Here is a 26,788-nt window from a genome sequence, read left to right as displayed (position 1 = left end):
GCTGCGAAACAATCCGACGATGTGCGGGATGCTGTGCCGGAACCGGCTCGTCCCGCTGCGGTAAATGATGACGCAGTGCGGACGGCGCTCGCGCAGCATCTGTCGCGGATATTCGGAAGCCGGACGGAGATTGTCAGCTTCGGCCGTAAATCGTCGGGCTTCTCCTGGATCACCTACGCCTTCGTGGCGCGCTCCGCCGCTGAAGCGGATCGCAAGCTGATCCTGCGTGTCGGTCCGCCGAACGGGCTGTTTGCGCCGTATTCGGTGCTGCCGCAGGTCTATGCGCTGCAGGCGCTGCATGGCAGCGGTGTGCCGGTGCCGGCGCTGGTGTCGGCAGAGCAGGACGGCGCCGAGATCGGCTTTCCCTTCTTCATCTGCGCTCACATCGAAGGTGATGTTCCCGCGCCGTGGGCGGCGAGCGAGCTCGATCCGGACCACAAGCGCGCCATCGCCCAGCAGTTCATCGAGATCCTCGCGTCACTGCACCGGATCGATCCGGGCGTGACTTCATTCGCATCGCCGCAACAGGGAGAGCAGCGCGCCGAGCTGCGGGCGATCGCCGGCTGGCGCGCTTCGCTGGCACGTCCGACGGCGCGCTATTATCCGTTGCTCGATTGGGGCGGACGCTGGCTGCACGACAATTGTCCGCAGCCGCCGCGCCGCACCATCGTGCATGGCGATTACCGGATCGGAAATTTCATCGAGCACGAGCGGAAGATTGCCGCCATTCTCGATTGGGAGCTCACTCACCTGGGCGATCCGCATGAAGATCTGGCCTGGGCAATGATGCCGACCTTCAATGCCAGGAGCCGGAAGCTCTACGGCGTGCTCGAGCGCGCGGAGGTGATCGATCTCTATCAGCGCGCTTCCGGCATTGCGGTCTCTGACAAGAGCCTCGCCTTCTACGAGGCCTATGCGCTGTATCAGGCCGCCGCGATCCAGATGTGCGCGGTGCGTGCCTTCGAGGTCGACCGTTTCAACGATATGAGGCTTGCAGTGATGGCAAGCCAGATGCCCTCGATCGTGCGGGCCTTCGAGCGCGCATTGGAGGCCGCGGCATGAGTGCATCCTTCGAGCGGCTGATCGACGGCATCATCGATGCCCTGCAAAGCCATGTCGTGCCGAACAGCAACGATGATTTCGTCCGCGGCCAGGTGTTCTCCGCGATCTACGCGCTGAACGGGCTGAAGCTCGCCGCCGATTGGAAGGTAGGGCCGCTGCTTGAGCAGCTACGGCTGCAGGACGATACGTTTGCGGCAGTCAAACGATTGGCCGATGGCATGGCGCATCCGGAGACCCCCGCCACGCCACGCATCCGGGGCGACACCTCCGACGCCGCTGCGGTCGAGGCGTTGCGCGACGATGGCGACCGGCGGCTAGGGCAGCTTCTGCTGTGGGCAAGCGGCGAGGAGGCGCGTGCAGCCAATCCCAATGCTGCGACCGAGATCGAACGCCTGCTGCGGCGGGCGATCTGCGACCAGCTCAAGATCGAGCTCGCAACGACGCCGAAGTCGATGCTGCAGCAGATCGCGGGTGGCGAACGCGACGGCGGCGCCGCACAGGGTTGAGACGATTGCGGCGCCAGCTACTAGGAATTGCATCGTTGCGCGCCGTTCCGGGATGAGCCGCGACGTTCGAAAGAAGCTTGCCGCCCCGCAGCGCCCGTGCTATTAATTCACCGAACGGTCGTTCGGATTATTATTGAGCGAGCAGCAAAGACGTTCGCGGCAAGTGGCCGGCGAGGGAGACGGAGCGATGAACATGATGACCGGCGTCTCGCCATGGGAACGGCTGATCCGGCCCGACCGGGTGCACGGATCGCTCTACACCGACCCTGACGTCTTCGAGGCTGAGCTCAAGAACATCTGGTACCGCACCTGGGTCTATGTCGGACACGAGAGCGAGGTCCCGAACGCCAACGACTACGTCGTCAAGTCGATCGGCCCGCAATCCGTGATCATGACGCGCGACGAGCAGGGCAAGGTCAATCTGCTGCTGAATCGCTGCTCGCACCGCGGCAACCAGGTCTGCTCGTTTGAGCGCGGCAACGCGCGCTCGTTCACCTGTCCGTTCCACTCCTGGACTTTCGCCAATGACGGCCGCCTAGTCGGCTACGCCTTTCCTGACGGCTATGAGGGACAGGACAAGTCGCAACTCGCGCTCGGGCGGGTGACGAGCGTCGAGTCCTACCGCGGTTTCGTGTTCGGCTCGTTCGCAGCCGAAGGCCCGACCCTGAAGGAACATCTCGGCGGTGCCGCCGAGACCATCGATCGCCTGGTACGATCATCGCCGGAGGGCGAGGTCGAGATCACGGCGGGCTTCCTCAAGCATCGCGTCAAGGCGAACTGGAAGTTCATCCTTGAGAACGAGTGCGACGGCTATCACCCGGCCTTCGTGCACACCTCGATCTTCGGCGTCGCCGACAGCATGATCGGCAAGCTCTACGGCGGCGCCTCGACCGCGCTGACCCGCGATTACGGCAACGGCCATACCGAGATCGATCTGCGGCCCGAGTTCCGCAAGCGCGACGCGCCGATGAGCTGGTTCGGCACCAGCGAGGAGCGGCTGCCCGACTACACCGCGCGGATGAAGACGGCTTATGGCGACACTGCGGCGCGCCAGATCATGATCGACGGCACGCCGCATGTGATGATCTTCCCGAATCTGTTCATTGCCGAGATCCAGATGTTCGTGATCCAGCCGCTCGGCGTCGACGACAGCGTGCAGCACGTCACGGCGCTGCAGTTCAAGGGCGCGCCCGATCTGAATCGAAGGCTGCGCCAGCAGACCATGGGCTCGGTCGGCCCGGCCGGCTTCCTGCTCGCGGACGATTCCGAGATGTACGAGCGCTGCCATCGCGGGGTGCTGGCGCGCAATCCGGAATGGATCTTCCTCGGCCGCGGCGAGAAGCGCCAGCGACAGGATGAGCTCGGCTTCACCGTCGGCCACGTCACCGACGAGGTGCCGTCGCGCGGCATCTGGACCCATTATCGCAAGCTGATGGAGCCAGCCTGATGCTGTCGCGCGAGAGCAGCGCCACCTTGATGAGCGCCATCACTGCTTTCCTCTATCGCGAGGCGCGGCTGCAGGACGAGCATCAATACGAGGCCTGGGAGAAGCTCTGGACCGACGACGGCGTCTATTGGGTGCCGGCCAACGGCGCCGACATCGATCCGGAGCGGCAGATGTCGATCATCTACGACAACCGCTCGCGGATCGCGCTGCGCGTCCGCCAGCTGATGACCGGCAAGCACTTCACCCAGACACCGCAGTCGAACCTGCGCCGGCTGATCTCCAACATCGAATTGATGGACGAGCAGCCCGACGATGGCGACATCGCGGTTGCCAGCAACAGCCTGATCTTCGAGTCAAGCCTGCGCGACGACACGCTGTGGGCGGCGCGCAATGAATACCGGTTGCGTCATGTCGATGGCGAATTGCGGATGGCCGGCAAGAAGGTGATCCTCGTCAACAACGACAAGGCGATCTACACGCTGTCATTCCTGGTTTAGGGGAGGTCTCGCCATGATCGACAAGGGCCCCGTCCTGCTCGACATCACCGACGGCATCGCGCGGTTGCGGCTCAACCGTCCTGATGCGGCCAACGGCATGAGTGCCGAGCTGTTAAGCGCGCTGTGCGACGCCATCATGGTGTGCCACGGCCATCCCGATCTGCGCGTCGTGCTGTTGAGCGGCGAGGGCACGAACTTCTGTGCCGGCGGCGATGTCCGCGCCTTTGCCGCCAGGGGCGAGAAGCTGCCCGATTATATCCGCCAGGCCACCGCCTATCTGCAGAATGCGGTAACCGGATTGCTGCGGCTCGAAGCGCCGGTTATCGCCTCGGTGCAGGGCTTTGCGGCGGGCGGCGGCGGCTTCGGCCTGGTCTGCGCCTCCGACATCGTGATCGCAGCGGAGTCCGCAAAATTCCTCGCCGGTGCGACGCGGGTGGCGATGGCACCCGATGCCGGCGTCTCCGTGACGCTGTCGCGGCTGGTCGGCCTGCGGCGGGCGATGTCGATCCTGCTGACCAACCCGGTGATCCCGGCGGCGGACGCGTTGCAGATGGGCATCGTCACCAAGGTGGTGCCCGATGCGGAGCTTGCCGACGCATCGCTCGCGCTGGCGCGGGAGCTCGCGGCCGGTGCGCCGAAGGCGCTTGCCGCGACCAAGCGGCTGGTCTGGGCCGGTACCGGCACCAGCATCGAGCAATGCCTGTCGGAAGAGGCGCGCACGGTGGCCGAGCTCTCGGGGATGGCCGACGCGCGCGAAGGGCTTGCCGCCGTGATCGAGCGGCGCAAGCCTGTCTTCACGGGGCGCTGAGGTGGCGACCTTGCCATTCGGGCGTCTCGACGGCCGCCGGGCCTTCGTCTCCGGCGGCGCGCGCGGCATTGGCGCTGCGATTGTCCGCAGCTTTGCCGGCGCCGGCGCCAGGGTCGTGATCGCCGATCTCGACGTCGCCGCGGCCTCGGAACTCGCGCGCGACACCGGTGCCGTGGTCGCAGGACTCGATGTCAGCGATGCCACGGCGGTAAAGGCCGTGATGGCCCAGGACGGCCCGTTCGACATCGTCGTCAACAACGCCGGCGTCGATCAGCACGCCTTCTTCACCGACACATCTACGGAGGATTGGTCCCGCCTGATCGCGGTCAATCTCACCTCGGTGCTCGCATGTACCCACGCCGCTTTGCCGGCGATGCAGGCGGCGCGCTTCGGCCGCATCATCAACGTCACCTCAGAGGCGGCACGGCTCGGCTCGAAGGGCGGCGCGGTCTATTCCGCGGCCAAGGGCGGCGTGATCTCCTTCACCCGGAGCATTGCGCGCGAGAATGCGCGCTATCGCATCACCGCGAACGCGATCGCGCCTGGACCGATCCGCACGCCGATGCTGGAGCAGGCGGTAGCAAAGGGCGGCGACAAGATCCTGCAGGCGATGACCGCCGCGACGCTGCTCGGCCGGCTCGGCGAGCCGGAGGAGGTTGCGGCAGCCGCGCTGTTCCTGGCCTCCGACCAGGCCGCCTATATCACCGGCGAGACGCTCGGCGTGTCCGGCGGCATGGGAATCGGCGGCTGATGGCTATCGAGGGCGACGATATCGCCGTGGCGCCGGTCGAGCGCGCAATCGAGCGCCTGCGTGCGATCTATCGCGGCTGGACCCGCGAGACATCGGTGGCGCAGATGCGCCGCGATTGGGACCAAGCCTTTGCCGGCTGCTCAGTGCCGGTGACGTGTCAACCGGTCTCTGCCGACGGCGTCGACGGGGAATGGTTGGTGCCATCAGGCGCACCGCGCGACAAGGCGATCCTGTATCTTCACGGCGGCGGCTTCCGCATCGGCTCGATCGCCTCGCATCGCGAGCTGGCCGCGCGAGTTGCGGATGCATCCGGCTGCCGTGTGCTTACGATCGCCTATCGCCTCGCGCCGGAGCATCGCTTTCCAGCGGCGCTGGATGATGTGTTGATTGCCTTTCAGTATCTTCGCGATCAGGGCCCGCGTCCTGCGCAGATTGCCTTCGCCGGGGACTCGGCTGGCGGCAATCTCGTGCTCGCTGCGATGCTCGCGGCGAGGGATCGTGGCTTGCCTCTTCCCGCGGCGGGCGCGCTGATGTCGCCGTGGACCGATCTTGCCGCGACCGGGGCGAGCTATCAGAGCAGGGCCGCAGCCGATCCGATCCACCAGCGCGCGATGATCCTGGCGCTCGCCAGAAACTATCTCGGCAAGGACGGCGATCCCCGCGATCCGCTGGCCTCGCCGCTTTATGCCGATCTCGCCGGCCTGCCGCCGCTGCTGGTGCAGGTCGGCGACCGCGAGACCGTGCGCGATGACTCGACGGAGCTGGTCGCGAAGGCAAAGGCCGCCGGCGTCGACGTCGAACTCCAGGTCTGGGACGGCATGATCCACGTGTTCCAGATGTTCCCGGAGATTCCGCAGGCGCGAGAGGCGATCGCGGCCCTCGCGGATTTCCTGCGCAACCATCTTCACATCGGCCATCAAAGGGCGCCACAATGAACGTCATGACCTCGGATCCGCGCCAGCTCTCTGAGACCGAATTCCATTTCCCGGAGCAGCCCAATCTGCCGGAGGAGCTTCGGATGCTGCGCGAGCAGGTCCGCCGCTTTGTCGAGAGGGAAGTGGTGCCGCATGCCGAGGCGTGGGAGCGTGACGGCAAGATCCCGCGCGAGATCTATCGCCGCATGGGCGCGCTCGGTTTCCTCGGCATGCGCCATGCCCCCGAATATGGCGGCACCGACATGGGGCCGCTGGCCTCGATGGTGTTCGCCGAGGAGCTCGGTCGCTCGAGCTTCGGCGGCTTCACCTCGTCGATCCTGGTTCATACCGACATGTCGGCAGTGCACATCTCCTTGCGCGGTACGCCGGAGCAGAAGCAGAAATACCTGCCGGCGATCATCCGCGGCGAGACGGTGTGCTCGATCGCGGTGACCGAGCCCGATGCCGGATCGGACGTCGCGGGCCTCAAGACCCGCGCGCGGCGCGATGGCGATCATTGGGTGATCAACGGCGCCAAGATGTTCATCACCAACGCGGTCTATGGCGACATCCTGATCGTTGCCGCGCGCACCGACCCGCACGCCAAGGGCAGCCGTGGCATCTCACTGTTCATCGTCGAACGCAACACGCCGGGCATTTCGGCAACCAAGCTCGACAAGCATGGCTGGCTCTGCTCCGACACCGCCGAGCTCGGCTTCCAGGATGTGCGTGTGCCGGCGGAGAATCTGCTCGGCGAGGAGAACAGGGGTTTCTATGGCATCATGGAGACCTTCCAGAACGAGCGCATCTGCATCGGCGGCATCTGCGCCGGCGAGTCTGCCAAGGCGATCGAGCTGACGACGAACTATGTGAAGACGCGGCAGGCCTTCGGCGGCCCGCTCTGGAACCAGCAGGGCGTGCGGCTCAAGCTCGCCCAGCTCGCCGCCAAAGCGGCTGCGGCGCGCGCGCTGGCCTATCAGGCCGCCGAGCTCGCCACGGCCGGACAGGATTGCCTCCGCGAAGTGTCGATGGTGAAGGCGCTGTCGCCGGAGGTGCTGCACGAGGTCGTGCATGGCTGCCTGCAGCTGCATGGCGGTTCGGGCTTCATGCGCGGCACGGCGATCGAGCGCATGGTGCGCGACGCCCGCGTGCTGACGATCGGCGGCGGCGCCACCGAAGTGATGCTGGAGGAAGTCGCCAAGCGGATGTGAATGGGCCGCCCTTATGGCTCCGTCGGCGACCGCTGCCCAACGGTCCTTGCGGCCATGCCCGGCTTCAGCCGCCAGTCCTGCCCAAAATCCTCCAGCGGATGGAAGAACAGCGGCTCGGTGGTCTCGAGCCGTCGCAGCCGTTCGGCATAATCGTCGAGATAGCGGTGCCGCGTCGCCTCGTCGACGAAATTCACCGAATACGACACGAAGGGCGGCAGCACCTTGCAGCCGGCATAGGCCAGCGTGCCGTTCTGGATCGGCCACAGCACCACGTCGAGCGCGCCGACCAGCCCGTCGGGTGCGCACATCCCGGGATAGGCGGCGGTCGAGGTCACGACCATGGCGCGGCGGCCGGCGAGGCCGCCGGTGTCGTAGCGGCGGCCGCTGCCATAGACCGCGCCGTTGACGAACACACGGTCGATCCAGCCCTTCATGATGGCAGGCACCGAGAACCACCACAGCGGAAACTGCAGGATCAGCACGTCGCACCACAGCAGCTTCTCGATCTCGGCGGCGATATCGCCGCTGAGCGCGCCCTGTTGCAGATTGTATTTCTGCTCGCGGTCATATTGCAGCCGGTCGGGAAACCGCCGCGCGCCGAAATCGTCTGATGTCGCCACCGGATTGAAGCGCATGGCATAAAGATCGGAGATCTTGACCGTATGCCCGAGCGCGGTCAGCTCTGCCACCGACCGCGCCAGCAGCGCCGCATTGAACGACTGCGCCTCCTGATGAGCAAAGACGATCAGGACCTTCATGGTTCTAGTCCACCGGCTTGAAGCTGAGCGTTGCCGTATCGGCCTGCATGATCTGCAGCTTCTGGTTGGAGAAGCGGACGCCGGGGCCGAAGCTGATCGGCGCCATCACGCCGGTCTCGACATTTTTGGTCTTCTCCAGCTCCGAGATGGTGCAGGCCCAGGTCGGCTGCTTGCCGCAGCGCTCGATCGCCGCGATCAGGACCTTCGCGGCGGCATAGCCGGTCATGGTGTAGCGGTTGATGCCTTTGAACTCGGCTTCCGACACCAGCGGCTTGGCCTTTTCCAGGAACGCCTTGCCGGCCGCGCCGGCGAACGGCTCGACATAGTCGACCGCGTAGATGCCGTCGCCGGCGGGCCCCATCAGCTTCAGCACCGGCTCGATGCGGCCGGGCCAGAAGATGCCGGTCACCGGCTTGATGCCGAGCTTCTCGAGCTCCTTCATCATCGCGATGTTCTCGCCGATGATGCCGCCGGCCAGGAACACCTCGGCGCCGGCGTCCTTGAGCTGCAGCATGTCGGACGAGAAATCCTGCTGCCCCTTCTTGTAATTGCCGCTGTAGACAACGTTCAGCTTCTTGGCCTTGACGACGGTATCGAAGCCGTCGCGCACGGTGATGCCGTAATCGTCGTCCTGGGTGATCAGGCCCCATTTCCTGCCGGGGTTCTTGTCGGCGAGGAAATTGACGAGATGGACGATGCCCTCCTCGTAGGATTGCCCGACCACGAACACGTTCTTGCGCGCCGGCTCCCACAGGAATTTCACCGGCGCGACGTCGATCACGGTCGGGATCCCGGACTTTTCCAGCACCGGCATCACGGCGATCGACTGGCCCGAGCCGGAAATGCCGAGCATCGCAAACACCTTGTCGACGTCGATCACCTTCTTGACGCCCTGGATGGTGCGCGCGGTGACGTAGCCGTCGTCCTCAAGCACATATTTGATCTTGCGGCCGTTGATGCCGCCGGCGGCGTTGGCTTCCGCAATCGCGATCTTGTGGCCGATCGAGGCGGCGACGCCGAGCAGCGCCGGCGGGCCAGTCAGCGGCTCGACGTCGCCGATCAGGATCTCGGTGTCGGTGAACCCCGGGTCGGCGGCGGCAGCGGGGCCGATCGCAAGACAGGCCGTGGTGAGCAGCAGCGAGGCCGCCGCCAGGTGCTTGATCATTGTTTCCTCCTCATGATGTGTGTCTTTTTTTGTTAGTAACGCAGCGGCCAGTGCACCCAGGTCCGCCTGATGTCGTGCCAGGCGCCGACCAGTCCGCGCGGCTGGAAGCGCAGGAACAGGATGATGACGAGGCCATAGAGCATGCTCTTCAGCTCCTGCGCGCCCGTCGTGAAGGTCGCGTCCATCTGGGCGCTGAACAGGCTGAACACCAGCCGTGTCGCCTCCGGCAGCAGCACGATCAGGATGGTGCCGAGCACGGCGCCGAGCGCCGAGCCGAGCCCGCCGACGATCAGGATCGCCAGCGCCTCGATCGACAGCAGGAAGGGAAAGCCCTCGACGCTGACGAAGGAGAGATAGATGCCGTAGAGCGCGCCGGCGATGCCGGTGATGAACGCGGACGTGACGAAGGCGAACAGCTTGTAGGCGTGCAGGTTGATGCCCATGACGCGCGCCGCGGTGTCGTTGTCGCGGATCGCGACGAAGGCGCGGCCGACCCGGCTGCGGCGGATGTTGAGGGTGGCGAGCAGCGTCAGTGTCGCGATCGCGAGGCAGAGATAGGTGAAGGCCGCATCGCTGTCGAAGCTGATGCCGAAGATCTCGGGCCGCTGCACCTGGATGCCGCGGGCGCCGTTGGTGAGCCAGCGCATCTCCAGGATCACGGTGTTGATGATGAAGGAGAAGGCAAGCGTGGTGATCGCGAGATAGAGTCCCTTGAGCCGCAACGACGGCGCGCCGACGATCAGGCTCGCCAGCGCCGGCACCACGCCGGCGCCGAGAAAGCCGACCAGCGGCGGCATGTGATATTTCGACACCAGCACCGCATAGGCATAGGCGCCGGTAACGAGGAAGCCGACATGGCCGAGCGAAATGAGCCCGGTGTAGCCGGTCAGGATGTTGAGCCCGAGCGCGCCGGTCATCGTGATCAGGATGATCATCAGGAACGACAGCGCGTAGGAGTTCAACACAAAGGGTGCTGCGATCAACGCCAGCAGCAGCACGGCCGACCATAACCACACCGGCGGGGAATCGATCAGCGCGACCAGCTCGCCATAGCTCTGCTTGTAATCGCCCGTGCGCATCACACCCTCTCGATGTCGCGTTCGCCGAAAATGCCGAACGGGCGGACCATCAGCACGACGATGATCATGGCAAAGCCCGCGACCTCCTTCATGCCGGAGCCGAGGTAGCCGCCGGCGAGGTTTTCGGTGATGCCGATCAGCAGGCCGCCGAGGCCGGAGCCGAGCACCGCATCGAGCCCGCCCAGGATCGTGGCCGGAAACGCCTTCAGCCCGAGCTGGAACATCGCCGGCGACAGATCGTAGGACAGCGCGAAGAACACCCCGCCGATGCCGGCGATCACCGAGGAGGCGGCCCAGGCCAGCGCATGCACCCTGGTGGCGCTGATGCCCATCAACAGCGCGGTGCGATCGTCGGCCGCGACCGCGCGCATCGCGACGCCGACCTTGCTATAGCGGAAGAACGCCCAGATCGCGGTGAGCAGCAAAAGCAGCGTGACGATGACGGCAATCTGCCCGGTGCGTACGCCGATGCTGCCCAGATGCACGATGCCGCGGCCGATGCCGATATCGAGCCCATGCGGATAAGCATCCCAGATGAAGTTGATCGCGGAGCGCAGGATCACCGCGAGCCCGATCGTGACCATCACGGTGGCGAAAACCGGCTCCCCCAGCATCGGCCGCATCACCAGGCGCTCGATGATGAGGCCAAGCAGGACCGCGGCGAGGATCGCGCCCGCCGCGACCACGAACACATTGCCGCTGACCGTGGTCGAGATCGTCCAGGCGATATAGGCGGTGATCATGGTCATCTCGCCCTGCGCGAAATTGACCAGCCCGGTGGACTTGTAGATCACGGCAAAGCCCATCGCGATCAGGCCGTAGATCGCCCCGATCGCAAGCCCGGAGATCAGGAGCTGGACGAGATACTGCATTCAGCCCTCCGCCTGGTAGATGATGGCGAGCTCGCGCGCGAACTTCTTCTCGATCATGGCGCGGCGCACCTTCTGCGTGGCGGTCAGCTCGCCGTCGTCATGGTCGAGCTCCTTCTCGAGAATGGCAAAGCGCCTGATGTTCTCGACCCGGGCGAAGCGCTTGTTGGTTTCATTGACGGCCCGCTCGACCAGTTCGTGCACTTCAGGCAGCTGCGAGAGCGACTTGTAGTTGGTGTAGGCCAGCGCGCGGTCGCGGGCCCAGCGGCCGACATTGTCGTAATCGACCTGGACGATGGCGCCGAGGTACTTCCTGGCTTCGCCAACCACGATCGCTTCCTTGATGAATTCGGAGTCCTTCAGCGCGTTCTCGATCTCCGACGGCGCGATGTTCTTGCCGCCGGCAGTGATGATGATCGCCTTCTTGCGGTCGACCACGGCGATTTCACCATTGTCGAGGACATCGATAATGTCGCCGGTGCGCAGCCAGCCGCCCGGTTCGAGCGAGGCGGTGGAGGCCTTCTCGTCTAGGAAGTAGCCCTTGAAGACGCCGGGGTTGCGCAGCAGGATCTCACCGTCGCTGTCGAGTTTCCATTCGGTCTGCGGCAGCGGCACGCCGCAGCCCCCGATCCGGTGATGGCTCTCGGTCTGGATGAAGGCTACGCCGCCGCTCTCGGTGAGGCCGTAGCCTTGCGACACCGGGCGGCCGATGATGTCGAAAAAGCGCAACGTCTCCGGCGAGATCGAGGCGCCGGCGCACAGCCGGTGCCGGCTATGGGCGAAGCCGAGATGGCGCTGCAAATTGCGGAACATCAGCAGGTAAAGCAGCCCGTATACGGCGTGATCGAGCCAGTTGGCTTTGCCGGCCTGCCGCCGATCCGACAGCGTGCGCCCCCAGCCGAGGCAGGCCCTGGTAAAACCCTGCCGCAGCCGGCCGCTCTCGCCGAGCCTGAACAGGAAGCCCTGCTGCAGCTTTTCGTAGATGCGGGGCACGCCGACGAAGAATGTCGGCGCGATCTCGCGGATGTTGAGCGCGACGGTGTCGATCGATTCGGCGAACGAGACGGTGCCGCCGAGCACCAGATGCGTCACCGTGCCGTAGCAGCGCTCGGCGACGTGGCACAGCGGCAGATAGCTCACCGCCTCGAACGGCTTGTCGGCGATCCCGACGGTCTCGGCGTAGGCATAGGCGGCGTAGACCAGATTGCGGTGCGTCAGCATCGCGCCCTTGGGCGGGCCCGTCGTGCCCGACGTATAGACCAGGATGCAGACGTCGTCGGGCGCGCCCTGGCCGATCAGCCGGTCGAGCGTGGCGTTGGCGCCCGGGTTCGCCTCGGCATAGGCCTTGCCGCGCTCGCATAGTGCCTCGAACGACATCAGTTCCGACTGGCGGTAGTGCCGCAGGCCCTTCATGTCGATGCAGACGATGGCCTCGAGGTCCGGCAGTCCGCCATTGTTGGCCATCGCGTCGAGCACCTTGTCGGTCTGCTCCTGGTCGCCGGTGACGACGATCCGGGCGCCGGAATGCTTGACGATATATTGCAGCTCGACCCAGGGATTGGTCGGATAGATGCCGACCGCGACCGCGCCGATCATCTGCGTGCCGAGATCGGCATAAAACCATTCCGGCGTGTTCTCGCCGGCGATGGCGACGCGGTCGCCCGGCTTGATGCCGAGCGAGAGCAGGCCCAGCGCCACCGCGCGCGCGGTGTCGTAATAGTGCCACCAGGAATAGGGATTCCAGATGCCGTAGTCCTTCTCGCGCAGCGCCAGCGCGTCGCCATGCATGGCGGCGCGCTGCCGCAGCAGTTGCGGGATGGTGATGGCGGCATCCGCCAGCGCTGCTTGCAACGCGTCGGCGCCCGCCGCCGGCAGGTTGCGTGGCGCGCTGGCTTGCAACGGCGAATGAACGGTACGAAAACTGTCCATCGTCGACATCACGCGCCCACCTTCATGGCCTCGGCGCGCTGGCCGCCCAGATAGGCCTCCGCGACCGCCGGATCGCGCCTGATCTCGTCGGGCGCGCCCTCGGCGATCTTGCGGCCGAAATTCAGCACATGGATGCGGTCGGAGATGTCCATCACAATGCGCATCTCGTGCTCGATCATCACGACGGTGATGCCGAGCTGGTCGCGGATGTCGAGCACGAAGCGCGCGATGTCCTCGGTCTCTTCCTGGTTCATGCCGGAGACCATCTCGTCGAGCAGCAGCAGCTTCGGCTCGCAGGCGAGCGCGCGGCCGAGTTCGACGCGCTTCTGCTGTCCATAGGACAGCGTGCCGACCACGGCGTCCCTGACATGCTCGATCTCGAGGAATTCGATGATGTGCTCGACGCGCTGCCGGGCCGCGATCTCTTCCTTGCTGGTGCGGCCGAAGAACACCACGGCATCGAGCACGGTCGAGCGCAGATGGGTATGACGGCCGGTGAGGATGTTCTCGACCACAGTGCCGTGCTTGAACAGCGCCAGGTTCTGGAAGGTGCGGCCGATGCCGACGGCGGCGAATTTCCACGGCGAGATGGTCGCGAGGTCGATGCCGTCGAAGGTGATGCGGCCGCCGCTCGGTCGCAGCACGCCCGAAATCATGTTGAACAGCGTGGTCTTGCCGGCGCCGTTCGGACCGATCACGCTGCAGATCTCGCCGGGCGCGACCTGAAGGCTGACGTCGGCGACCGCCTGCAGGCCGCCGAAGCGTTTCGACAGGCTCTCGACTGTGAGCAGCGCGGTCACGACAGCCACCGTTTGCGGCGCTTGTAGTGCTTGACGTCGCGCAGGCTCTTGCGCCCCGTGGAGGAGACGCCGAGATAGAATTCCTGGACGTCCTCGTTGGCGGTGAGCCTTTTTGCCGTGCCGTCGAGCACGACGCGGCCGGTTTCCAGGATGTAGCCGTAGTCTGCGATGTCGAGCGCGCGCTGGGCATTCTGCTCGACCAGCAGCACCGTCATCTTCAGCTCGTCGCGCAGGCGCACGATCACCTCATAGATGCGGTCGATGATCAGCGGCGCGAGGCCGAGCGACGGCTCGTCGAGCGCCAGCAGCACCGGATCGGTCATCAGCGCACGGCCGATCGCGAGCATCTGCTGCTCGCCGCCGGACATGTAGCCGGCGATCTGGTCGCGCCGTTCATGCAGCCGCGGAAACAACGCAAACACCTTGTCGCGGCGCTCGCGCGCCTCGGCGCTGGTCCTGGTGTAGCCGCCCATCTGCAAATTCTCGTCGATGGTCAGCGCCGCGAACACGCGGCGGCCCTCCGGCACCTGCACGATGCCGCGGCGCACCAGTTCGTCCGGCGCGAGGCGATGCACCTCGTCATCGCGGAAGCGGATGCTGCCGTTCTCGATCACGCCTTCCTCGGTGTAGAGGATGCCGGACATCGCCTTCAGCAACGTCGACTTGCCGGCGCCGTTGGAGCCGAGCAGGGCGACGATGTTGCCCTCGGGCACCGCGATCGAGACGTCGCGGATCGCCTCGATCGCGTTGTCGTAGACGATCCTTATGTTGCGGAATTCGAGCAGGGCGTCCTGCGCCGGCGCGGAGCGTGGCGCTTCTTGCGGCGTCGGATGGGAGACGGTCGCCGGCATCGTGCTCAGACCCGGCCGGCCGACAAGCGCGGGCGCGCGGCGAGGATGGCATCGGTCACGATCCTGGCGGTCTCGGCGCAAGCTTGGGTGCCGCCATTGCCATATTGCTTCACGGCGTCGCCGACGCACCACAGGCCTTCGATGCCGGTCTCGCGCGGCAGGTCGTAACCGGCACAGCTGCGTTGCGCCGGCCAGTCGTCGCGCATCACCCGGATCGACAGGATTTTTGCCTGCTCGAAATTCGCGAACTGCTCGCGAAGGTCGTCGAGTGCCAGCGCGACCTCGGCATCGCTGTCGAAATCGCCCAGCGCCGGGACCGGCACGGCATAGGCGACATAGAGATGCCAGCCGGGCGGCGCCAGCTCCGGACAAGTCGCGGAGAGGTTCGCCATGTTGCAGAGCCGGCGCGTCTTGCCGAAGGTGACGATGCCGGGATGATTGATGAGTGGCTCGCGGCTCGCGATGTTGATGACGATGTTGGCGGCCGGGCGAAGGTCGTTCTTCACCCTGGCAACATAATCCGCGGGGAAGGCTTCGCTACCGGCAAGCGCGACGGTGGCCTTCGGTCCGGCGTTGCTGATGACGAGATCGGTGTCGATCCGAACCTTCTCGCCGTCCCTAAGCACGGTGACGCCTTCAACCTTGCCATTCGAGGTGTGGATCGTGGTCGCCGGCGTGCCGAGCCAGATGTCGCCATTGCGCCGGATCGCATTCCCGAGGCTATTCCAGACCCCGATCGTGCCCTGCGGGCAGAAGCCGAACTTCTTGAAGGCGCCCTTGCTGGTGAAATAGGTGAGGAAGGCGCGGGCCGGCAGCTCGGCGGCGTTGCAGGCGAAGATCGCCGCGCACAGGTTGCGGAACAGGGCATGCACCGTGGCGTTGCTGGTGTAGCCCTTAAGCCAGTCCTCGGTCGATTGCCGCCCGTCGGGCAGGTTGCCGGAACGGGCGTCGGCGAATTTCTCCAGGATGCGCGAGGCCTGTTTCGTGAGCTGCCCGAGCAGCAGCGACCAGCCGCCGCGCCCGACATCGATCACCTTGCCGTCGATGAAGAACGAGCTCGCCGGCTCCGGCGCGCGGATGTCGAGCGGCGCGCCGACGGTGTGGAAAGTTTCCTCGAACACGCCGCCGAACTCGATCGCGATCGCGCCGATATTGACCTTGAAGCCGTCGATCTCCTCGGTCGAGGCGCGCCCGCCAAGCCGATCCTTGTCGTCGACGACGAGCGTATGCAGCCCGCCATGGGCAAGCCGCGCCGCGGCGCACAGCCCGCCGGCACCGGCTCCGATCACGACAGCATCGACCTTGTGAGCACCCACGCGCAGCCTCCCTCGATACCGCCGGGTTGGTCCCGGCGTGCGCAATCTGCTTGCTTGACGGCAGGCACCCTAATATAATCCGACCGGTCGTTCAAATTATTTTTTGACGCAGGGCCGTGCGTATCGAAAGCGATGGACGAGTTCTGGTGGATGGTGCCCGCAAAGGGGAGGAGAGCGCGGAGCGGCGGTAGTATAGAGAGACGGGTGTCGTCCGATTCCGGCGGCGCCGATGGTGCACGAAAGAGACGGGTATGGCGCGGACGCGCTCGGAAAATTACGACGAGATCCAGCAGGGCATTCTCACCACCGCTTGCGGCCTGTTCGCGCGGCAAGGCTACATGCGTGCCTCGATCGCCGACCTTGCGGATGCCTGCAAGCTGTCGCGCGGCGCGCTGTATCATTATTTCGACTCCAAGGAAGCGATCCTGTTCGCGATCCTCGATGCCCATATCCGCGAGATGATCGCCGATGTCGAAGCCGCGATGGCCGGCAAGGCGACGACGCTGGAACAGTTCCGCGCCGCGATCCAGGCCATCGTCGCGCTCAACGCGCGCTCGAGCGACGAGCAGCGCGTGATCCTCAACGACCTCTCCTTCCTCGGCGAGACCGAGCAGGATGCGATCAAGGCGCTGGAGCGCCAGCTGGTCGATACGATCGCGGATCTCCTGGTCAAGCTCGACAAGGAAGGCAAGATCGTCAAGCGGACCAAGAAGATCTACAGCATGATGCTGTTCGGCATCCTGAACTTCAGCCACACCTGGTACGACCCGAAGGGCGGCGTCGATCCCGGCGAGTTTGCCGACATGGTGGTGGACCTGTTCCTGTACGGCTTCACCATGCCGGTGCCGGCAAAGGATGCCGCGCGGCCGCTGCGCCAGCGCGCGTGAGCTCATCGCGGCAGACGACCATCTTCATCACCTCGTCTGCACGGGATCGTGAAGGCCGCGAACGTGTCCTGCGCGTAACGCGTACGCGACGCGCTGCGTAGATGCCCACGAGCGCCGCAACAGCGGCCGATGGTGGCATCGCAGCGAGGGAAGCACATCCGCATGAATTTGTCGTTCAACATCGCCGAGCAAGGCGAGGGGTCCTATCGTCCGCTCGCGATCCTGCGCTGGGTCATGGTGGTGATCTTCGTGTCGTTCGGCATGCAGAAGTTCACGCTGCAATCGGCGCAAGGCATCGCGCAGTTCATCAGCAACAGTCCGTTCGTGTCGTGGCTGTCGGTGTTCGGATTGCGGGGCGAGGCCTACGTGCTTGGCGTCACCGAGTTCGGCATCGCGATCCTGCTGGCCGCCGGTGCGTTCAATCCGCTGCTCTCGGCGATTGGCGCGTTGATGGGCGTCGTCACGTTCGCGGTGACGTGGTCGTTCTTTTTCACGACGCCCGGGGTGGTGAAATGGAGCCTGTCGACCGATCCGATGGCCTGGAACTTGGCCGGCGAGTTCTTGTTCAAGGACATCGTGCTGCTGTGCGTCTGTCTCGTGCTGCTGCTGGCGTCGCTGCCGCGGTCGATCGTCCGATTGCGCGCGTCATAGGTCTCGCACCGCGCGGACAATGGTTAACTCGCGCTTAATCGGACGTTCGCATGCGTCCGGCATCTGGAACAGGACAATTCGTCGCGGGCGACCACGTCTTGTCAATCGAATCCGCGCGGCCTATGCAACCTTCGATTGACGAATTGTTGCTATTGGGAAACGGTCCCCGGTTGGGAGCGGAATGTGACGAAGTCGGACATATCGGCGGTCGGCCCGGCAAGCATTGGTTTTGCAGTCCCGTCGAAACTCGCTCCCGGCATTTTCAAACGCCCCGCATTTCTTAGTGTGATTGCAGTCCCCGCACCGTGGCTGGAGTGGGAGGGCGGTCGCGATCGCGGTTTCCGGATCTGACCACCGGAGCTGCGATCGGGCCGCCCCATCCCCAGCCGGGACCGGTAACGGTGGAATGCGCGCAATCGTGAATGCGGAAGCCTGAGTTAAATCGCTAGGATCGCGATGTCGCCATCTCTCGATGGCTGAACGTGGTCGCCAGAGGGCACATCGCATCGTTCCGATTCGGCGCTTTATGAAACAATGGTTCCCGATCCGCTTCGCGTCCATCCTGCTCGCCGTCGCGGTTAGCGCGCTTGCAGGCGCGCGCGCGGATTCCGACATGGATGCGCAGATCAGGGATATCGTCACGACGGAGCTGGTGCCGACCGCAACGGCGTCCGATCCCGGCGGCCTCGCCGCTGCGGTCTATGCGGGTGGCCGGGTCGCCTTCTTCAATTACGGTTTCGCCGACTCTGCGGCGAAGCGGCCGATCACTTCGGATACGCTGTTCAACCTCGCCTCGCTGCGCAAGCTGTTCGAGGCGACACTGGTCGCGCTCGGCACCGAGCGCGGCGAACTGCAGCCGGACGATCCCGTCAGCAAATATCTGCCCGAACTCAACGGCGGCTACGTCAGCCGCGTCACCATCGGCGAGCTGGTCAACCATACGTCGGGACTGCTGCTGCCGACCGATCACCCGCCGTGGCCGAACGAGAGCTTCAGCCGCGATCAGTTCATCGCGATGCTCAATGCATGGACGCCCCTGAACGGAGAGCAGCCGGGCAAGCAGCGCATCTACAGCCATGCCGGCTATGTCCTGCTGCAGCTGGTGCTGGAACAGCGCTATCGCATGCCGATCGCGACCTTGATCGAGGGCCGCATCCTCAAGCCGCTCGGCATGACCTCGACCTTCCTTCCCGACCGCGGCGAGGACAACCGCGCGTCGATGGCGCCGGAGTTCATGCCGCGCATGGTGCAGGGTTACGCGCACGACGGCACGCCGATCGGTCCACCCGGCAATCAGCAGAGCTATTACGATTTTCCCGGGACGGGCCAGATGTTCTCCTCCGCGCGGGATCTCGGCATCCTGCTGCGGGCCTGTCTCGACGGTGCGGTGATCGATCCCGAGCTGCGCGCGGCCTTGCAGATGACCGAGCGCGAGAGTTTTCGTGTCGATGCGAAGTTCGGCCAGGCAATGGCGTGGGAGCATGTGCGGCTCGACGGCGTCACCGTCGTCGACAAACCGGGCGGTCTCAACAACGCGTCCGCCTATATCGGCCTGGTGCCTGCACGCAGGTTCGGCATCGTGTTGCTCGCCAATCGCGGCGACTATCCGCACGAGATCGCGCGCTACAGAATTCTGCCGGCGCTCGCGCGGCTCTGATCAAACCAACATACTCTAGCCGTATCGCGTGCCGGTCCGATGACACGGGCCGGTGTGGGCGGGCAGGGGTCGCATGCAAAAATTGTCATGGCGCGGAACCATAGTCGGCTGTATAAGCCGGTAGCTTCTTCTCCTGCTTGAAGAGGCTGATATGACTGATTTTCACAATACTGATTTGCATACCCCTGATTTATACACTTGGCTTTCGCAACAGCCGCATGGCTTGCGGACTTACCGAACCCTCCAGGACAAACTCGAGACCTTGAGCAGGCATGACCCCGAGCAACGGGCGATGTGCCGGCTGCTGAGCGGTCTCGTCGGCAATTACATCGAGACCTTCGACGAGGAGCCGTTGCCGGTCGCGGTTGCCGACCGCGCCTATGGACGGCTGCTCGATCTCGTCGCAAGCCTTGATTTCAAGGGAAATTCCGACCGTCGCCTCGCCGACATCAACCGCATCGCGTCGTGCGATCTGTTGAACTGATCGCAGCGCGTTTGACGACGGCCTAGCTGCGCGCCGCCGCGAGCTCGCGATACAGCGCGGCATAACGGCCGGCGCGATTGTGCCAGGAGACATCGGTGGCCATGCCGGCCTGCTGCAGCCGGCGCCAGGTCACCTTGTCGTTGAACAGCAGGTTCGCCTTGCGCAGTGCGTGGGCCAGCGCTTCCGAGGTCACGGGTGCGAACTTGACGCCGGTGGCGGCGCTGCCTGTGACCGCGGCTTCGTCGAAGCCCAGCACGGTGTCGGCCAGGCCGCCGACATTGGCGACAACCGGCACCGCGCCGTAGCGCAGCGCGCAGAGCTGGGTGAGACCGCAGGGCTCGAAGCGCGATGGCACCGCGAGCGCGTCGGAGCCGGCCTGGATCAGGTGCGCCAGCGCCTCATCATAGCCGATCACGACCGCGATCCGTCCGGGATTGTCGTGCGCCAGCGCGGCATAGCGATCCTGCAGATCGTGATCGCCGCTGCCGAGCAGCGCAAGCTGAATGCCTTCGCCGAGCAGTGTCGGGATGTTCTCGAGCAGCAGGTCGAGGCCCTTCTGCCATGACAGCCGGCTGATGACGCCGAGCAACATCGCATCCGGCGCCGGCTCGAGGCCGAAGCGCCGCTGCAGCGCCGCCTTGTTGGTCGCGCGCTCGGCCATCTGTTCGGCGCTGAAGCGCGCGGCGATATCGGGGTCGGTGGCCGGATTCCACACCGCAATGTCGATGCCGTTGAGGATGCCGCTCAGCACGTCGGCGCGTTCGCGCAGCAGGCCGCCGAACCCCATGCCACCCTCGTCGGTCTGGATTTCCTGCGCATAGGTCGGCGACACCGTGGTGATGCGGTCCGCGAATTGCAGGCCGGCCTTGAGCAGGCTGATGGTGCCGTAATATTCGACGCCGTGGAGCGAATAGGCTTCGCCCGGCAGGCCGAAGGTCGCGAGCATGTCCGGCGAGAACTGGCCCTGATAGGCGAGGTTGTGCACCGTCATCACGGTGCCTGGCCGCGGTTGGCCGGCATAATGCAGATAGGCCGGCGCGAGGCCGGCCTGCCAGTCATGCGCATGCACGACGTCGGGGACGAAGGAGGCGATCGTACCGCGGCCGATATCGGCCGCCATCCGCGACAGCGCCGCAAATCGGATGCCGTTGTCGGGCCAGTCGCGTCCGTCGGGGCCGACATAGGGATTGCCGGGACGCGCATAGAGGTGCGGTGCGTCGAGGGCGAGAAGATCGAGGCCGTCATGCGAGCCGCTGAGCAGTCGGATCGGCCCGCCGTAGAAGTCGTCCTGATGCAGCAGCGTTTCTGCCGCGGCCAGCGCGTTCAGCACGGCAGGATAGCCCGGCACCAGCGTCCGCGTTGCGACGCCGTGATCCTTCAGCGCGGCCGGCAGCGCGCCGACCACGTCGGCGAGGCCGCCGGTCTTGACGATCGGGTAGACTTCCGAAGCGACCGCGAGGACGCGGATTGGCGTCATGTGCCGAGCCTGTCGATCATCGATTGCGTGATCAGCGTGATCCCGTTCTCGGTGGTGCGGAAGCGCTTGCCGTCGAACTCTGGATCCTCGCCGACCACGAGCCCCTCGGGAATTCGCACGCCGCGATCGATCACCACGTTCTTCAGCCGCGCGCCGCGGCCGACATTCACATAGGGCATGATCACCGCGTTCTCGACATTGGCGTAGGAATTGACGTGGACGCCGGTGAACAGCAGCGAGCGTCGCAGCGACGCGCCCGAGATGATGCAGGCACCGGAGACCAGCGACGTCACTGCCTGGCCGCGGCGGCCGTCCTCGTCATGCACGAACTTGGCGGGCGGGGTGATCTCGGCATAGGTCCAGATCGGCCATGACCGATCATAGAGATCCAGCTCCGGCACCACGTCGGTGAGGTCGATGTTGGCGCCCCAATAGGCGTCGACGGTGCCGGCATCGCGCCAATAGGAGCGCGGATCGTCGCCGGAGCGGACGCAGGAATCGTTGAACTGATGCGCGATCGCCCGGCCATGCTTCACGATATAGGGGATGATGTCCTTGCCGAAATCGTGGGCCGAGTTCGGATCGGCGGCATCGCGGCGCAATTCGTCGAACAGGAATTCGGAATTGAAGACGTAGATCCCCATGCTGGCGAGCGACTTGTCGGGCTTGCCGGGCATCGGCGGCGGGTCGGCCGGCTTCTCCAGGAACGACTGGATCAGGCCGCTCTCGTCGATATGCATGATGCCGAAGCCGGAGGATTCCGCCCGCGGCATCTCGAGGCAGCCGACCGTGACGTCGGCGCCGCTCTCGACATGCTGCTTCAGCATGATCTCGTAGTCCATCTTGTAGACGTGGTCGCCGGCCAGCACCAAAATGTACTTGGTGCCGTGCGCCTCGATGATGTCGATGTTCTGGTAGACCGCGTCGGCCGTGCCGACATACCACATCGTCTCGGACACGCGCTGGCTCGCAGGCAGGATGTCGAAACTCTCGTTTCGCTCCGGGCGGAAGAAGTTCCAGCCGCCTTGCAGATGCCGGATCAGGCTGTGCGCCTTGTATTGGGTCGCCACCGCGATGCGGCGGATACCGGAATTCACCGCATTGGAGAGCGCGAAATCGATGATGCGGGATTTTCCGCCGAAGTACACCGCCGGCTTGGCGCGCTTGTCGGTGAGCTCCTGAAGTCTGCTGCCGCGTCCGCCGGCCAGCACGAAAGCGAGGGCGTGACGCGACAAGGGTTCATTTCCGACTGATCTCATGGTCATCCTCCCAGAACTTCAGGTTGGCCCCGCTGCCTTCTCTTGTCCGGAAGGCCTGATCGGGCGCCGACGGGGCCGATTGGAACGTAGCAAGCGCGCCCCGGTTGGGCAAAGCGGGATGACAGACTTTCGTTCCCGCAACCCCTTCTCGTGAAGATCGGGGTTGCGGGCTGGTTAAGGCTATTGACGGCACGCGATTTCGGCCTACAGCAAGCTTGCCCGTTTCCTGCCCAGGCCAGCATTCCATGACAGTTTCTTCCGTCACACCCCAGAACATCCGTGCAATGCTGCTGCTGCGCCGGGAGATCGCGCTGCTCGACGTCAGGCATGAGGCGGAGTTCGCCACCGGCCACCCGCTGTTCGCCGCCAACATGGCGGCGGGCCGGATCGCGTTCGAGGCCGAGCTGCGCTTGCCGCGCAAGGACGTGCCGATCGTGCTCTACGACAATGGCGAGGGGCTGGTCGAAGCCGCGGCTCGGGAGTTGCAGGCACTGGGCTACAGCGGCGTCGCTGTGCTCGCCGGCGGCCTGCAGGGCTGGAAGGCGGCCGGCTACGAGGTGTTCGAGGACGTCAATTCCTACGCCAAGGCGTTCGGCGAGCTGGTCGAGTCGCGCCGGCATACGCCGTCGCTGAGCGCCGACGAGGTCGCCGCGCTGATCTCGGACAAGGCCAACATCGCGATCCTCGATGTCCGCCGCTTCGACGAATATGCCACCATGAACATCCCGGGCTCGGTCAGCGTGCCCGGCGCCGAGCTGGTGCTGCGCGCCGGCAGCGCGGCGCCCGATCCCGACACCACCGTCATCGTCAACTGCGCCGGCCGCACCCGCTCGATCATCGGCACGCAGTCGCTGATCAATGCCGGGCTGCCGAACAAGGTGCGGGCGCTGCGCAACGGCACGATCGGCTGGACGCTCGCCAAGCACGATCTCGAACATGGTGCCGGCAAGCGCGGCGGCGTCGGGCCGTTCGAAGGCGCGGCCGGCAATGCCCGCGACGTCGCCTATCGCGCCGGCGTCCGTCACATCGGCGCGGCTGAACTGGCCGCACTGGAAAAGGACGCGCAGCGCACGCTGTATCGCTTCGACGTCCGCGATGCCGACGAATACGCCGCCGGCCATCTCGCCGGCTTCCGCCATTATGCCGGTGGCCAGCTGGTGCAGGAAATCGACATGGCCGCCCCGGTGCGCGGCGCGCGCATCGTGCTCACCGACGACAGGGGCATCCGTGCCGACATGACGGCGTCCTGGCTTGCGCAGATGGGCTGGGAGGTCGATGTGCTCGAGGGCGGCTATGACGGCCGGCTCGAGATCGGTCCGCCGCGCGTCGTGCCGAAGCCCGACCCCGCGCACCGCTACCGGCGTCCCTATGAAGGCGCCGGCGTCGCCGAGCAGGCGATGCAGGCCTATCTCGATTGGGAATATGGCCTGGTCGAGCAGCTGCGCCGTGACGGCACCCACGGGTTTTATGTGATCTAGCGGATGACGCGGTGACGGTGGCGCGACCGCATCGGTGCCAGGTCGCAGGGGCGCTCCGCCAAAATATCGAAAACAACCCCATGCACAGTAGCCGGCGGCTGCCGGCGTTCGACATGGTGACTTGACACGTCGGGCAACTCAGCGGTACGTTTCCATTATTCCGAAATCGTGCAGGCCGTCCTTCGAGCCGCCCGCCGTTGGCAGGCTGTCGGGGGTTCTTGCTCAGTGTCATCACTCGCGCATGCGGGTGATCCAGTATTCCAGAGGCCGCAGTGCTTGAGCCGATAGGCCGCGGCGTACTGGATCGCCCGGTCGAGTGTTCAGCCCGGGGACATGACCGACGGGTGTTCGGGGACATAGCCGACACTTTTTCTGCTCGCCAAGTCAATGATAGCGACTTGGTGGGCGGCGAAGAAGACCCCGTATTGCGCACTGTTTGGTGAGGGGCGAATGGCAAGGCGCTCACCGCGGAAGGCCTGCGGGACCTTCCAGAGGCATCCCTTGAAGCTGATGTAGGCCTTGGTCGTGGAGACGTGGCGCACGATCTCGTGGCTGTCGTATTCGACCTCCGGCAAGCGATCGGGCATGGCCCGCAGGCTCGGCCGATATCGACTGGCCGGCACCTGCTGGCCAAGCGCCTCATGCGGCCGTTCGAAGTTGTAGACCTCCCGCCAGGCGTCAAAGGCGCGCTGTGCCTCCGCGAGATCACGGAAGTGCCGCAGCGCGAAGACCTCGGCGGCGAGCGTGCGATGGAACCGTTCGTTCTTGCCACGGCTTTGCGGATGATAGGGGCGACTGTGGATGACCGCGATGCCGAGCTTGAGCAGCCAGACCGAGAACCGCGTCCACCGCTCGCCAGAAGGATCCCCCCACGGTGAACCATTGTCGACGAAGAAGGCCTCCGGCAGACCGTAATGACGGAAGGTCTTCTCCAGACGGTTACGCACCGTATCGGTGCGTTGATCGGCGCAGGCCTGTAGGCACAGATCATAGCGCGAGTGGTCGTCGACCACTGTCAGAGGATGGCATTGAGCGTCGTTGCCGAGCCGAATCCAGCCTTTGAAGTCCATCTGCCACAACAGATTGGGGGCCGGCATCTCGAAACGCTGGCTTGCCACTGCGCCGCCGAGCGGAGGCTTGATGCGGCCGGCTCGACGCAAGATCTCATGGACCGTCGAAACTGCCGGCGCATGATCGCCTTCTCGTTCCAGGCAGCGAGCGATCTTGCGAGCTCCCCACGCCGGATGAGCATCGCGTACCGACAAAATGCGCTCTTCGAGCTTGCAATCGGTTCGTCCTGGGCTCGAATGCGGCCGGCGCGATCGGTCCGCGACGGATTGATCCGCCTGCCATCGTGCGAGCCACTTGTAAGCCGTGTCGGGATGAATGTTGAACCGACGGCAGAGCTCGCGCCGGTTCGCGCCCTCCTGCATCGCAAGCCGTACAAACTCGCGCCTTTGATCCATCACCGACACCTCACGCCAGGGCATGGACTTGGCCTCCCACTTTGCCAAATCCCTCCACTATGATGTGTCGGCTATGTCCCCGAACACCCGTCGGTCATGTCCCCGGGCTGAACATCGAGCCGGGCGATGACAGCGGTGGGCGAGCACGGAGCGTCACGTCCTCTCAGAGTGACGAGGTGATTGTTCAGCTCGCTCAGTGTCATCACCTGCGCATGCGGGTGATCCAGTATTCCAGAGGCCGCAGTGCTTGAGCCGATAGGCCGCGGCGTACTGGATCGCCCGGTCCATGTGCGCAATTGCGCACAGGCCGGGCGATGACAACGGTGGCTACTGCGGCAATGCCACCGGCGTCAGCTTGAACGGGCCGGGGTCCTTGCCCTTGTTGTCGCCGATCACATAGGACAGCTTGCCCTCGGCGATCCAGCCGACATCGCCGACCTGCGTCACGGAGACCGGCTCGGCCAGACCATCCTTGATGGTGTCGATGGTGGCTTCACTGCCCTTCACCGTGACCTTGTCGAGCTTGCCATTGCCCTCGATCAGCAGGAAGCCGCTGCCATGGGCGCGCAGCGCGTCGGCGTGGTCGAGCGGCCGCGACGGCTTCAGCTCGGTCACGGCGCCGGCCTTGCCGTCCTTCATCTCGATCTTGAACAGTTTTGCCGGGATGAAGGTGGTGACGTAGAGGTTGCCGTCGGCGCCGATCGCGATGCCGTCGAGGCCGACGCCGTCCTTGGCCGGCGCAAGCTGCGGATCGGTCGCAAACGTCGCCAGCGCCGTGCCGCCGGGCTTCAGGCTGTAGACGTACGGCGCGAAGGAGTCGCTGACATAGGCGGTGCCGTCGGCGCCGACCACGATGTCGTTGCAGAACGATTTCGGATCGCTCAGGGCAAAACTGCCCTTCGGCGCGCCGCTCTTGAGATCGAAGGTCTTCAGCCAGGCACCCTTGACGTCGCTCGGCCCGGCAACGCCCATCGCGCTGATGTCGTTGGAGCAGACATAGAGCGTACCGCTCTTCTCGTCGGCGAGCACGCCCAAGGTCGAGCGGCTGTCGGCGGCACCCGGCTTGACCAGCTGCTCGGCCTTGCCGCCGGAGATCCTGGTCACGCCGCCATGGTTGAAGCTGCCGACGTAAAGCGTCCCGTCGGAGGTCGAGGTCACGCTTTCCGGAAAGCTCTTGTCGGGAACGCCGACCGGAGCGGTTTCGGCGCAGGCGATGCCGGCCGTGCCAAGCGCTAAGATAGTGACCGCAGCACTCGCTAGCGACGCGCGGCGGATCTCGAGCAGTTCTCCCGTTGCGCGCGGACGTCCCGCGTCGCCATTCTTCTTTGTCATGATCGCGTTTCCTCAATGAACCTGGTTGGACCAGGCAGGATTTTTTTGGCGATCGTCTCCGGTCGATGGTTGTTGTCTGCAGGGTTCCCGACCGGATTGTTCACCCGCCTGCCTTGTCGGCTCGATATATACGA

The 26,788-nt window shown here is 65.1% G+C and carries 25 protein-coding genes; 13 read left to right on the top strand and 12 right to left on the bottom strand.

What is annotated here, in order from left to right; translation table 11 throughout:
- Positions 1-75: 75 nt before the first annotated feature.
- The 8 genes from BRSPCE3_RS15965 (at position 76) to BRSPCE3_RS15930 (ending at position 7,196) form a co-directional block, all read left to right on the top strand.
- Positions 76-1,062: a phosphotransferase family protein gene (locus BRSPCE3_RS15965; RefSeq protein ID WP_244066812.1), complete on the top strand. Its 987-nt coding sequence runs from the start codon at positions 76-78 to the stop codon at positions 1,060-1,062.
- On the top strand, positions 1,059-1,568 hold the full coding sequence (locus tag BRSPCE3_RS15960) for a hypothetical protein (RefSeq protein ID WP_244066811.1): 510 nt from the start codon (positions 1,059-1,061) through the stop codon (positions 1,566-1,568). The genes BRSPCE3_RS15965 and BRSPCE3_RS15960 overlap by 4 nt, the downstream gene beginning before the upstream one ends.
- 187 nt (positions 1,569-1,755) lie before the next feature.
- The gene (locus BRSPCE3_RS15955) at positions 1,756-3,015 is read left to right on the top strand and encodes a Rieske 2Fe-2S domain-containing protein (protein WP_244066810.1); all 1,260 of its coding nucleotides are present in this window, start codon (positions 1,756-1,758) and stop codon (positions 3,013-3,015) included.
- Positions 3,015-3,512: an aromatic-ring-hydroxylating dioxygenase subunit beta gene (locus BRSPCE3_RS15950; RefSeq protein WP_244066809.1), complete on the top strand. Its 498-nt coding sequence runs from the start codon at positions 3,015-3,017 to the stop codon at positions 3,510-3,512. Before BRSPCE3_RS15955 ends, BRSPCE3_RS15950 begins: the two co-directional genes overlap by 1 nt.
- 13 nt (positions 3,513-3,525) lie before the next feature.
- Positions 3,526-4,320, top strand: a complete 795-nt coding sequence (locus tag BRSPCE3_RS15945) for an enoyl-CoA hydratase/isomerase family protein (RefSeq protein WP_244066807.1) — start codon at positions 3,526-3,528, stop codon at positions 4,318-4,320.
- Position 4,321: 1 nt separating this feature from the next.
- Positions 4,322-5,071 (top strand): SDR family NAD(P)-dependent oxidoreductase, encoded by a 750-nt coding sequence (locus tag BRSPCE3_RS15940; RefSeq protein ID WP_244066805.1) that lies wholly within the window; start codon positions 4,322-4,324, stop codon positions 5,069-5,071.
- Positions 5,071-6,006 (top strand): alpha/beta hydrolase, encoded by a 936-nt coding sequence (locus BRSPCE3_RS15935; RefSeq protein ID WP_244066803.1) that lies wholly within the window; start codon positions 5,071-5,073, stop codon positions 6,004-6,006. Before BRSPCE3_RS15940 ends, BRSPCE3_RS15935 begins: the two co-directional genes overlap by 1 nt.
- On the top strand, positions 6,003-7,196 hold the full coding sequence (locus BRSPCE3_RS15930; RefSeq protein WP_244066801.1) for an acyl-CoA dehydrogenase family protein: 1,194 nt from the start codon (positions 6,003-6,005) through the stop codon (positions 7,194-7,196). The genes BRSPCE3_RS15935 and BRSPCE3_RS15930 overlap by 4 nt, the downstream gene beginning before the upstream one ends.
- Before the next feature lie 11 nt (positions 7,197-7,207).
- Here BRSPCE3_RS15930 and BRSPCE3_RS15925 read toward each other — a convergent pair whose 3' ends face one another.
- From BRSPCE3_RS15925 to BRSPCE3_RS15890, 8 genes are read right to left on the bottom strand one after another with little or no spacing between them, the layout of a single operon-like run.
- Positions 7,208-7,954 (bottom strand): NAD(P)H-dependent oxidoreductase, encoded by a 747-nt coding sequence (locus tag BRSPCE3_RS15925; protein WP_244066799.1) that lies wholly within the window; start codon positions 7,952-7,954, stop codon positions 7,208-7,210.
- A 4-nt stretch (positions 7,955-7,958) separates the two neighbouring features.
- Positions 7,959-9,119, bottom strand: coding sequence for an ABC transporter substrate-binding protein (locus BRSPCE3_RS15920; RefSeq protein ID WP_244066797.1), 1,161 nt, complete (start codon positions 9,117-9,119; stop codon positions 7,959-7,961).
- A 32-nt stretch (positions 9,120-9,151) separates the two neighbouring features.
- Positions 9,152-10,198 (bottom strand): branched-chain amino acid ABC transporter permease, encoded by a 1,047-nt coding sequence (locus BRSPCE3_RS15915; RefSeq protein ID WP_244066795.1) that lies wholly within the window; start codon positions 10,196-10,198, stop codon positions 9,152-9,154.
- Positions 10,198-11,070, bottom strand: a complete 873-nt coding sequence (locus BRSPCE3_RS15910) for a branched-chain amino acid ABC transporter permease (protein WP_244066793.1) — start codon at positions 11,068-11,070, stop codon at positions 10,198-10,200. Before BRSPCE3_RS15910 ends, BRSPCE3_RS15915 begins: the two co-directional genes overlap by 1 nt.
- Positions 11,071-12,996: a long-chain fatty acid--CoA ligase gene (locus tag BRSPCE3_RS15905; protein WP_244066791.1), complete on the bottom strand. Its 1,926-nt coding sequence runs from the start codon at positions 12,994-12,996 to the stop codon at positions 11,071-11,073.
- A gap of 8 nt (positions 12,997-13,004) precedes the next feature.
- Positions 13,005-13,796, bottom strand: coding sequence for an ABC transporter ATP-binding protein (locus tag BRSPCE3_RS15900; RefSeq protein ID WP_244066789.1), 792 nt, complete (start codon positions 13,794-13,796; stop codon positions 13,005-13,007).
- The gene (locus BRSPCE3_RS15895) at positions 13,793-14,647 is read right to left on the bottom strand and encodes an ABC transporter ATP-binding protein (RefSeq protein ID WP_244066788.1); all 855 of its coding nucleotides are present in this window, start codon (positions 14,645-14,647) and stop codon (positions 13,793-13,795) included. The genes BRSPCE3_RS15900 and BRSPCE3_RS15895 overlap by 4 nt, the downstream gene beginning before the upstream one ends.
- 5 nt (positions 14,648-14,652) lie before the next feature.
- A complete protein-coding gene (locus BRSPCE3_RS15890; RefSeq protein ID WP_244066787.1) occupies positions 14,653-15,963 on the bottom strand; it encodes an NAD(P)/FAD-dependent oxidoreductase in 1,311 nt (436 codons plus the stop codon).
- A gap of 251 nt (positions 15,964-16,214) precedes the next feature.
- On the opposite strand from BRSPCE3_RS15890, the gene BRSPCE3_RS15885 reads away from it, so the two are divergent.
- From BRSPCE3_RS15885 to BRSPCE3_RS15870, 4 genes are all read left to right on the top strand, one after another.
- Positions 16,215-16,850: a TetR/AcrR family transcriptional regulator gene (locus tag BRSPCE3_RS15885; protein WP_244066786.1), complete on the top strand. Its 636-nt coding sequence runs from the start codon at positions 16,215-16,217 to the stop codon at positions 16,848-16,850.
- A gap of 162 nt (positions 16,851-17,012) precedes the next feature.
- On the top strand, positions 17,013-17,501 hold the full coding sequence (locus BRSPCE3_RS15880; RefSeq protein ID WP_244066785.1) for a DUF417 family protein: 489 nt from the start codon (positions 17,013-17,015) through the stop codon (positions 17,499-17,501).
- 526 nt (positions 17,502-18,027) lie between these two features.
- The gene (locus BRSPCE3_RS15875; RefSeq protein WP_244066784.1) at positions 18,028-19,158 is read left to right on the top strand and encodes a serine hydrolase; all 1,131 of its coding nucleotides are present in this window, start codon (positions 18,028-18,030) and stop codon (positions 19,156-19,158) included.
- Between the two features lie 151 nt (positions 19,159-19,309).
- On the top strand, positions 19,310-19,642 hold the full coding sequence (locus BRSPCE3_RS15870) for a hypothetical protein (RefSeq protein ID WP_244066783.1): 333 nt from the start codon (positions 19,310-19,312) through the stop codon (positions 19,640-19,642).
- A 22-nt stretch (positions 19,643-19,664) separates the two neighbouring features.
- Here BRSPCE3_RS15870 and glgA read toward each other — a convergent pair whose 3' ends face one another.
- Both glgA and glgC read right to left on the bottom strand, forming a co-directional pair.
- Positions 19,665-21,119, bottom strand: a complete 1,455-nt coding sequence (gene glgA, locus BRSPCE3_RS15865; protein ID WP_244066782.1) for a glycogen synthase GlgA — start codon at positions 21,117-21,119, stop codon at positions 19,665-19,667.
- The gene (gene glgC / locus BRSPCE3_RS15860) at positions 21,116-22,378 is read right to left on the bottom strand and encodes a glucose-1-phosphate adenylyltransferase (protein ID WP_244066781.1); all 1,263 of its coding nucleotides are present in this window, start codon (positions 22,376-22,378) and stop codon (positions 21,116-21,118) included. The genes glgA and glgC overlap by 4 nt, the downstream gene beginning before the upstream one ends.
- A 245-nt stretch (positions 22,379-22,623) precedes the next feature.
- Between glgC and BRSPCE3_RS15855 the strand changes: the two genes are divergently transcribed.
- Complete coding sequence (locus BRSPCE3_RS15855; RefSeq protein WP_244066780.1) at positions 22,624-23,856, top strand: rhodanese-like domain-containing protein; 1,233 nt, start codon at positions 22,624-22,626, stop codon at positions 23,854-23,856.
- A 320-nt stretch (positions 23,857-24,176) separates the two neighbouring features.
- Here BRSPCE3_RS15855 and BRSPCE3_RS15850 read toward each other — a convergent pair whose 3' ends face one another.
- Together BRSPCE3_RS15850 and BRSPCE3_RS15845 are read right to left on the bottom strand one after the other, a co-directional pair.
- Positions 24,177-25,346: an IS481 family transposase gene (locus tag BRSPCE3_RS15850; RefSeq protein ID WP_244066779.1), complete on the bottom strand. Its 1,170-nt coding sequence runs from the start codon at positions 25,344-25,346 to the stop codon at positions 24,177-24,179.
- Between the two features lie 303 nt (positions 25,347-25,649).
- Positions 25,650-26,654, bottom strand: a complete 1,005-nt coding sequence (locus tag BRSPCE3_RS15845; protein WP_244066778.1) for a hypothetical protein — start codon at positions 26,652-26,654, stop codon at positions 25,650-25,652.
- Between the last annotated feature and the right edge of the window lie 134 nt (positions 26,655-26,788).

The sequence above is a fragment of the Bradyrhizobium sp. Ce-3 genome (assembly GCF_022835695.1).
Taxonomy (GTDB): Bacteria; Pseudomonadota; Alphaproteobacteria; order Rhizobiales; family Xanthobacteraceae; genus Bradyrhizobium.
The sequence above is the reverse complement of the archived record's forward strand: the minus strand, read 5'-3'. Positions and strand labels throughout refer to the sequence as shown.

What these genes read in the sequence shown, in the direction of transcription:
- BRSPCE3_RS15960 (WP_244066811.1), top strand. Translation starts at nt 1,059, where the DNA reads ATGAGTGCATCCTTCGAGCGGCTGATCGACGGCATCATCGATGCCCTG.
- BRSPCE3_RS15955 (WP_244066810.1), top strand. Translation starts at nt 1,756, where the DNA reads ATGAACATGATGACCGGCGTCTCGCCATGGGAACGGCTGATCCGGCCC.
- BRSPCE3_RS15950 (WP_244066809.1), top strand. Translation starts at nt 3,015, where the DNA reads ATGCTGTCGCGCGAGAGCAGCGCCACCTTGATGAGCGCCATCACTGCT.
- BRSPCE3_RS15945 (WP_244066807.1), top strand. Translation starts at nt 3,526, where the DNA reads ATGATCGACAAGGGCCCCGTCCTGCTCGACATCACCGACGGCATCGCG.
- BRSPCE3_RS15935 (WP_244066803.1), top strand. Translation starts at nt 5,071, where the DNA reads ATGGCTATCGAGGGCGACGATATCGCCGTGGCGCCGGTCGAGCGCGCA.
- BRSPCE3_RS15930 (WP_244066801.1), top strand. Translation starts at nt 6,003, where the DNA reads ATGAACGTCATGACCTCGGATCCGCGCCAGCTCTCTGAGACCGAATTC.
- BRSPCE3_RS15925 (WP_244066799.1), bottom strand. Translation starts at nt 7,954, where the DNA reads ATGAAGGTCCTGATCGTCTTTGCTCATCAGGAGGCGCAGTCGTTCAAT.
- BRSPCE3_RS15920 (WP_244066797.1), bottom strand. Translation starts at nt 9,119, where the DNA reads ATGATCAAGCACCTGGCGGCGGCCTCGCTGCTGCTCACCACGGCCTGT.
- BRSPCE3_RS15915 (WP_244066795.1), bottom strand. Translation starts at nt 10,198, where the DNA reads ATGCGCACGGGCGATTACAAGCAGAGCTATGGCGAGCTGGTCGCGCTG.
- BRSPCE3_RS15910 (WP_244066793.1), bottom strand. Translation starts at nt 11,070, where the DNA reads ATGCAGTATCTCGTCCAGCTCCTGATCTCCGGGCTTGCGATCGGGGCG.
- BRSPCE3_RS15905 (WP_244066791.1), bottom strand. Translation starts at nt 12,996, where the DNA reads ATGGACAGTTTTCGTACCGTTCATTCGCCGTTGCAAGCCAGCGCGCCA.
- BRSPCE3_RS15895 (WP_244066788.1), bottom strand. Translation starts at nt 14,647, where the DNA reads ATGCCGGCGACCGTCTCCCATCCGACGCCGCAAGAAGCGCCACGCTCC.
- BRSPCE3_RS15885 (WP_244066786.1), top strand. Translation starts at nt 16,215, where the DNA reads ATGGCGCGGACGCGCTCGGAAAATTACGACGAGATCCAGCAGGGCATT.
- BRSPCE3_RS15880 (WP_244066785.1), top strand. Translation starts at nt 17,013, where the DNA reads ATGAATTTGTCGTTCAACATCGCCGAGCAAGGCGAGGGGTCCTATCGT.
- BRSPCE3_RS15875 (WP_244066784.1), top strand. Translation starts at nt 18,028, where the DNA reads ATGAAACAATGGTTCCCGATCCGCTTCGCGTCCATCCTGCTCGCCGTC.
- BRSPCE3_RS15870 (WP_244066783.1), top strand. Translation starts at nt 19,310, where the DNA reads ATGACTGATTTTCACAATACTGATTTGCATACCCCTGATTTATACACT.
- glgA (WP_244066782.1), bottom strand. Translation starts at nt 21,119, where the DNA reads ATGACGCCAATCCGCGTCCTCGCGGTCGCTTCGGAAGTCTACCCGATC.
- glgC (WP_244066781.1), bottom strand. Translation starts at nt 22,378, where the DNA reads ATGAGATCAGTCGGAAATGAACCCTTGTCGCGTCACGCCCTCGCTTTC.
- BRSPCE3_RS15855 (WP_244066780.1), top strand. Translation starts at nt 22,624, where the DNA reads ATGACAGTTTCTTCCGTCACACCCCAGAACATCCGTGCAATGCTGCTG.
- BRSPCE3_RS15850 (WP_244066779.1), bottom strand. Translation starts at nt 25,346, where the DNA reads ATGCCCTGGCGTGAGGTGTCGGTGATGGATCAAAGGCGCGAGTTTGTA.
- BRSPCE3_RS15845 (WP_244066778.1), bottom strand. Translation starts at nt 26,654, where the DNA reads ATGACAAAGAAGAATGGCGACGCGGGACGTCCGCGCGCAACGGGAGAA.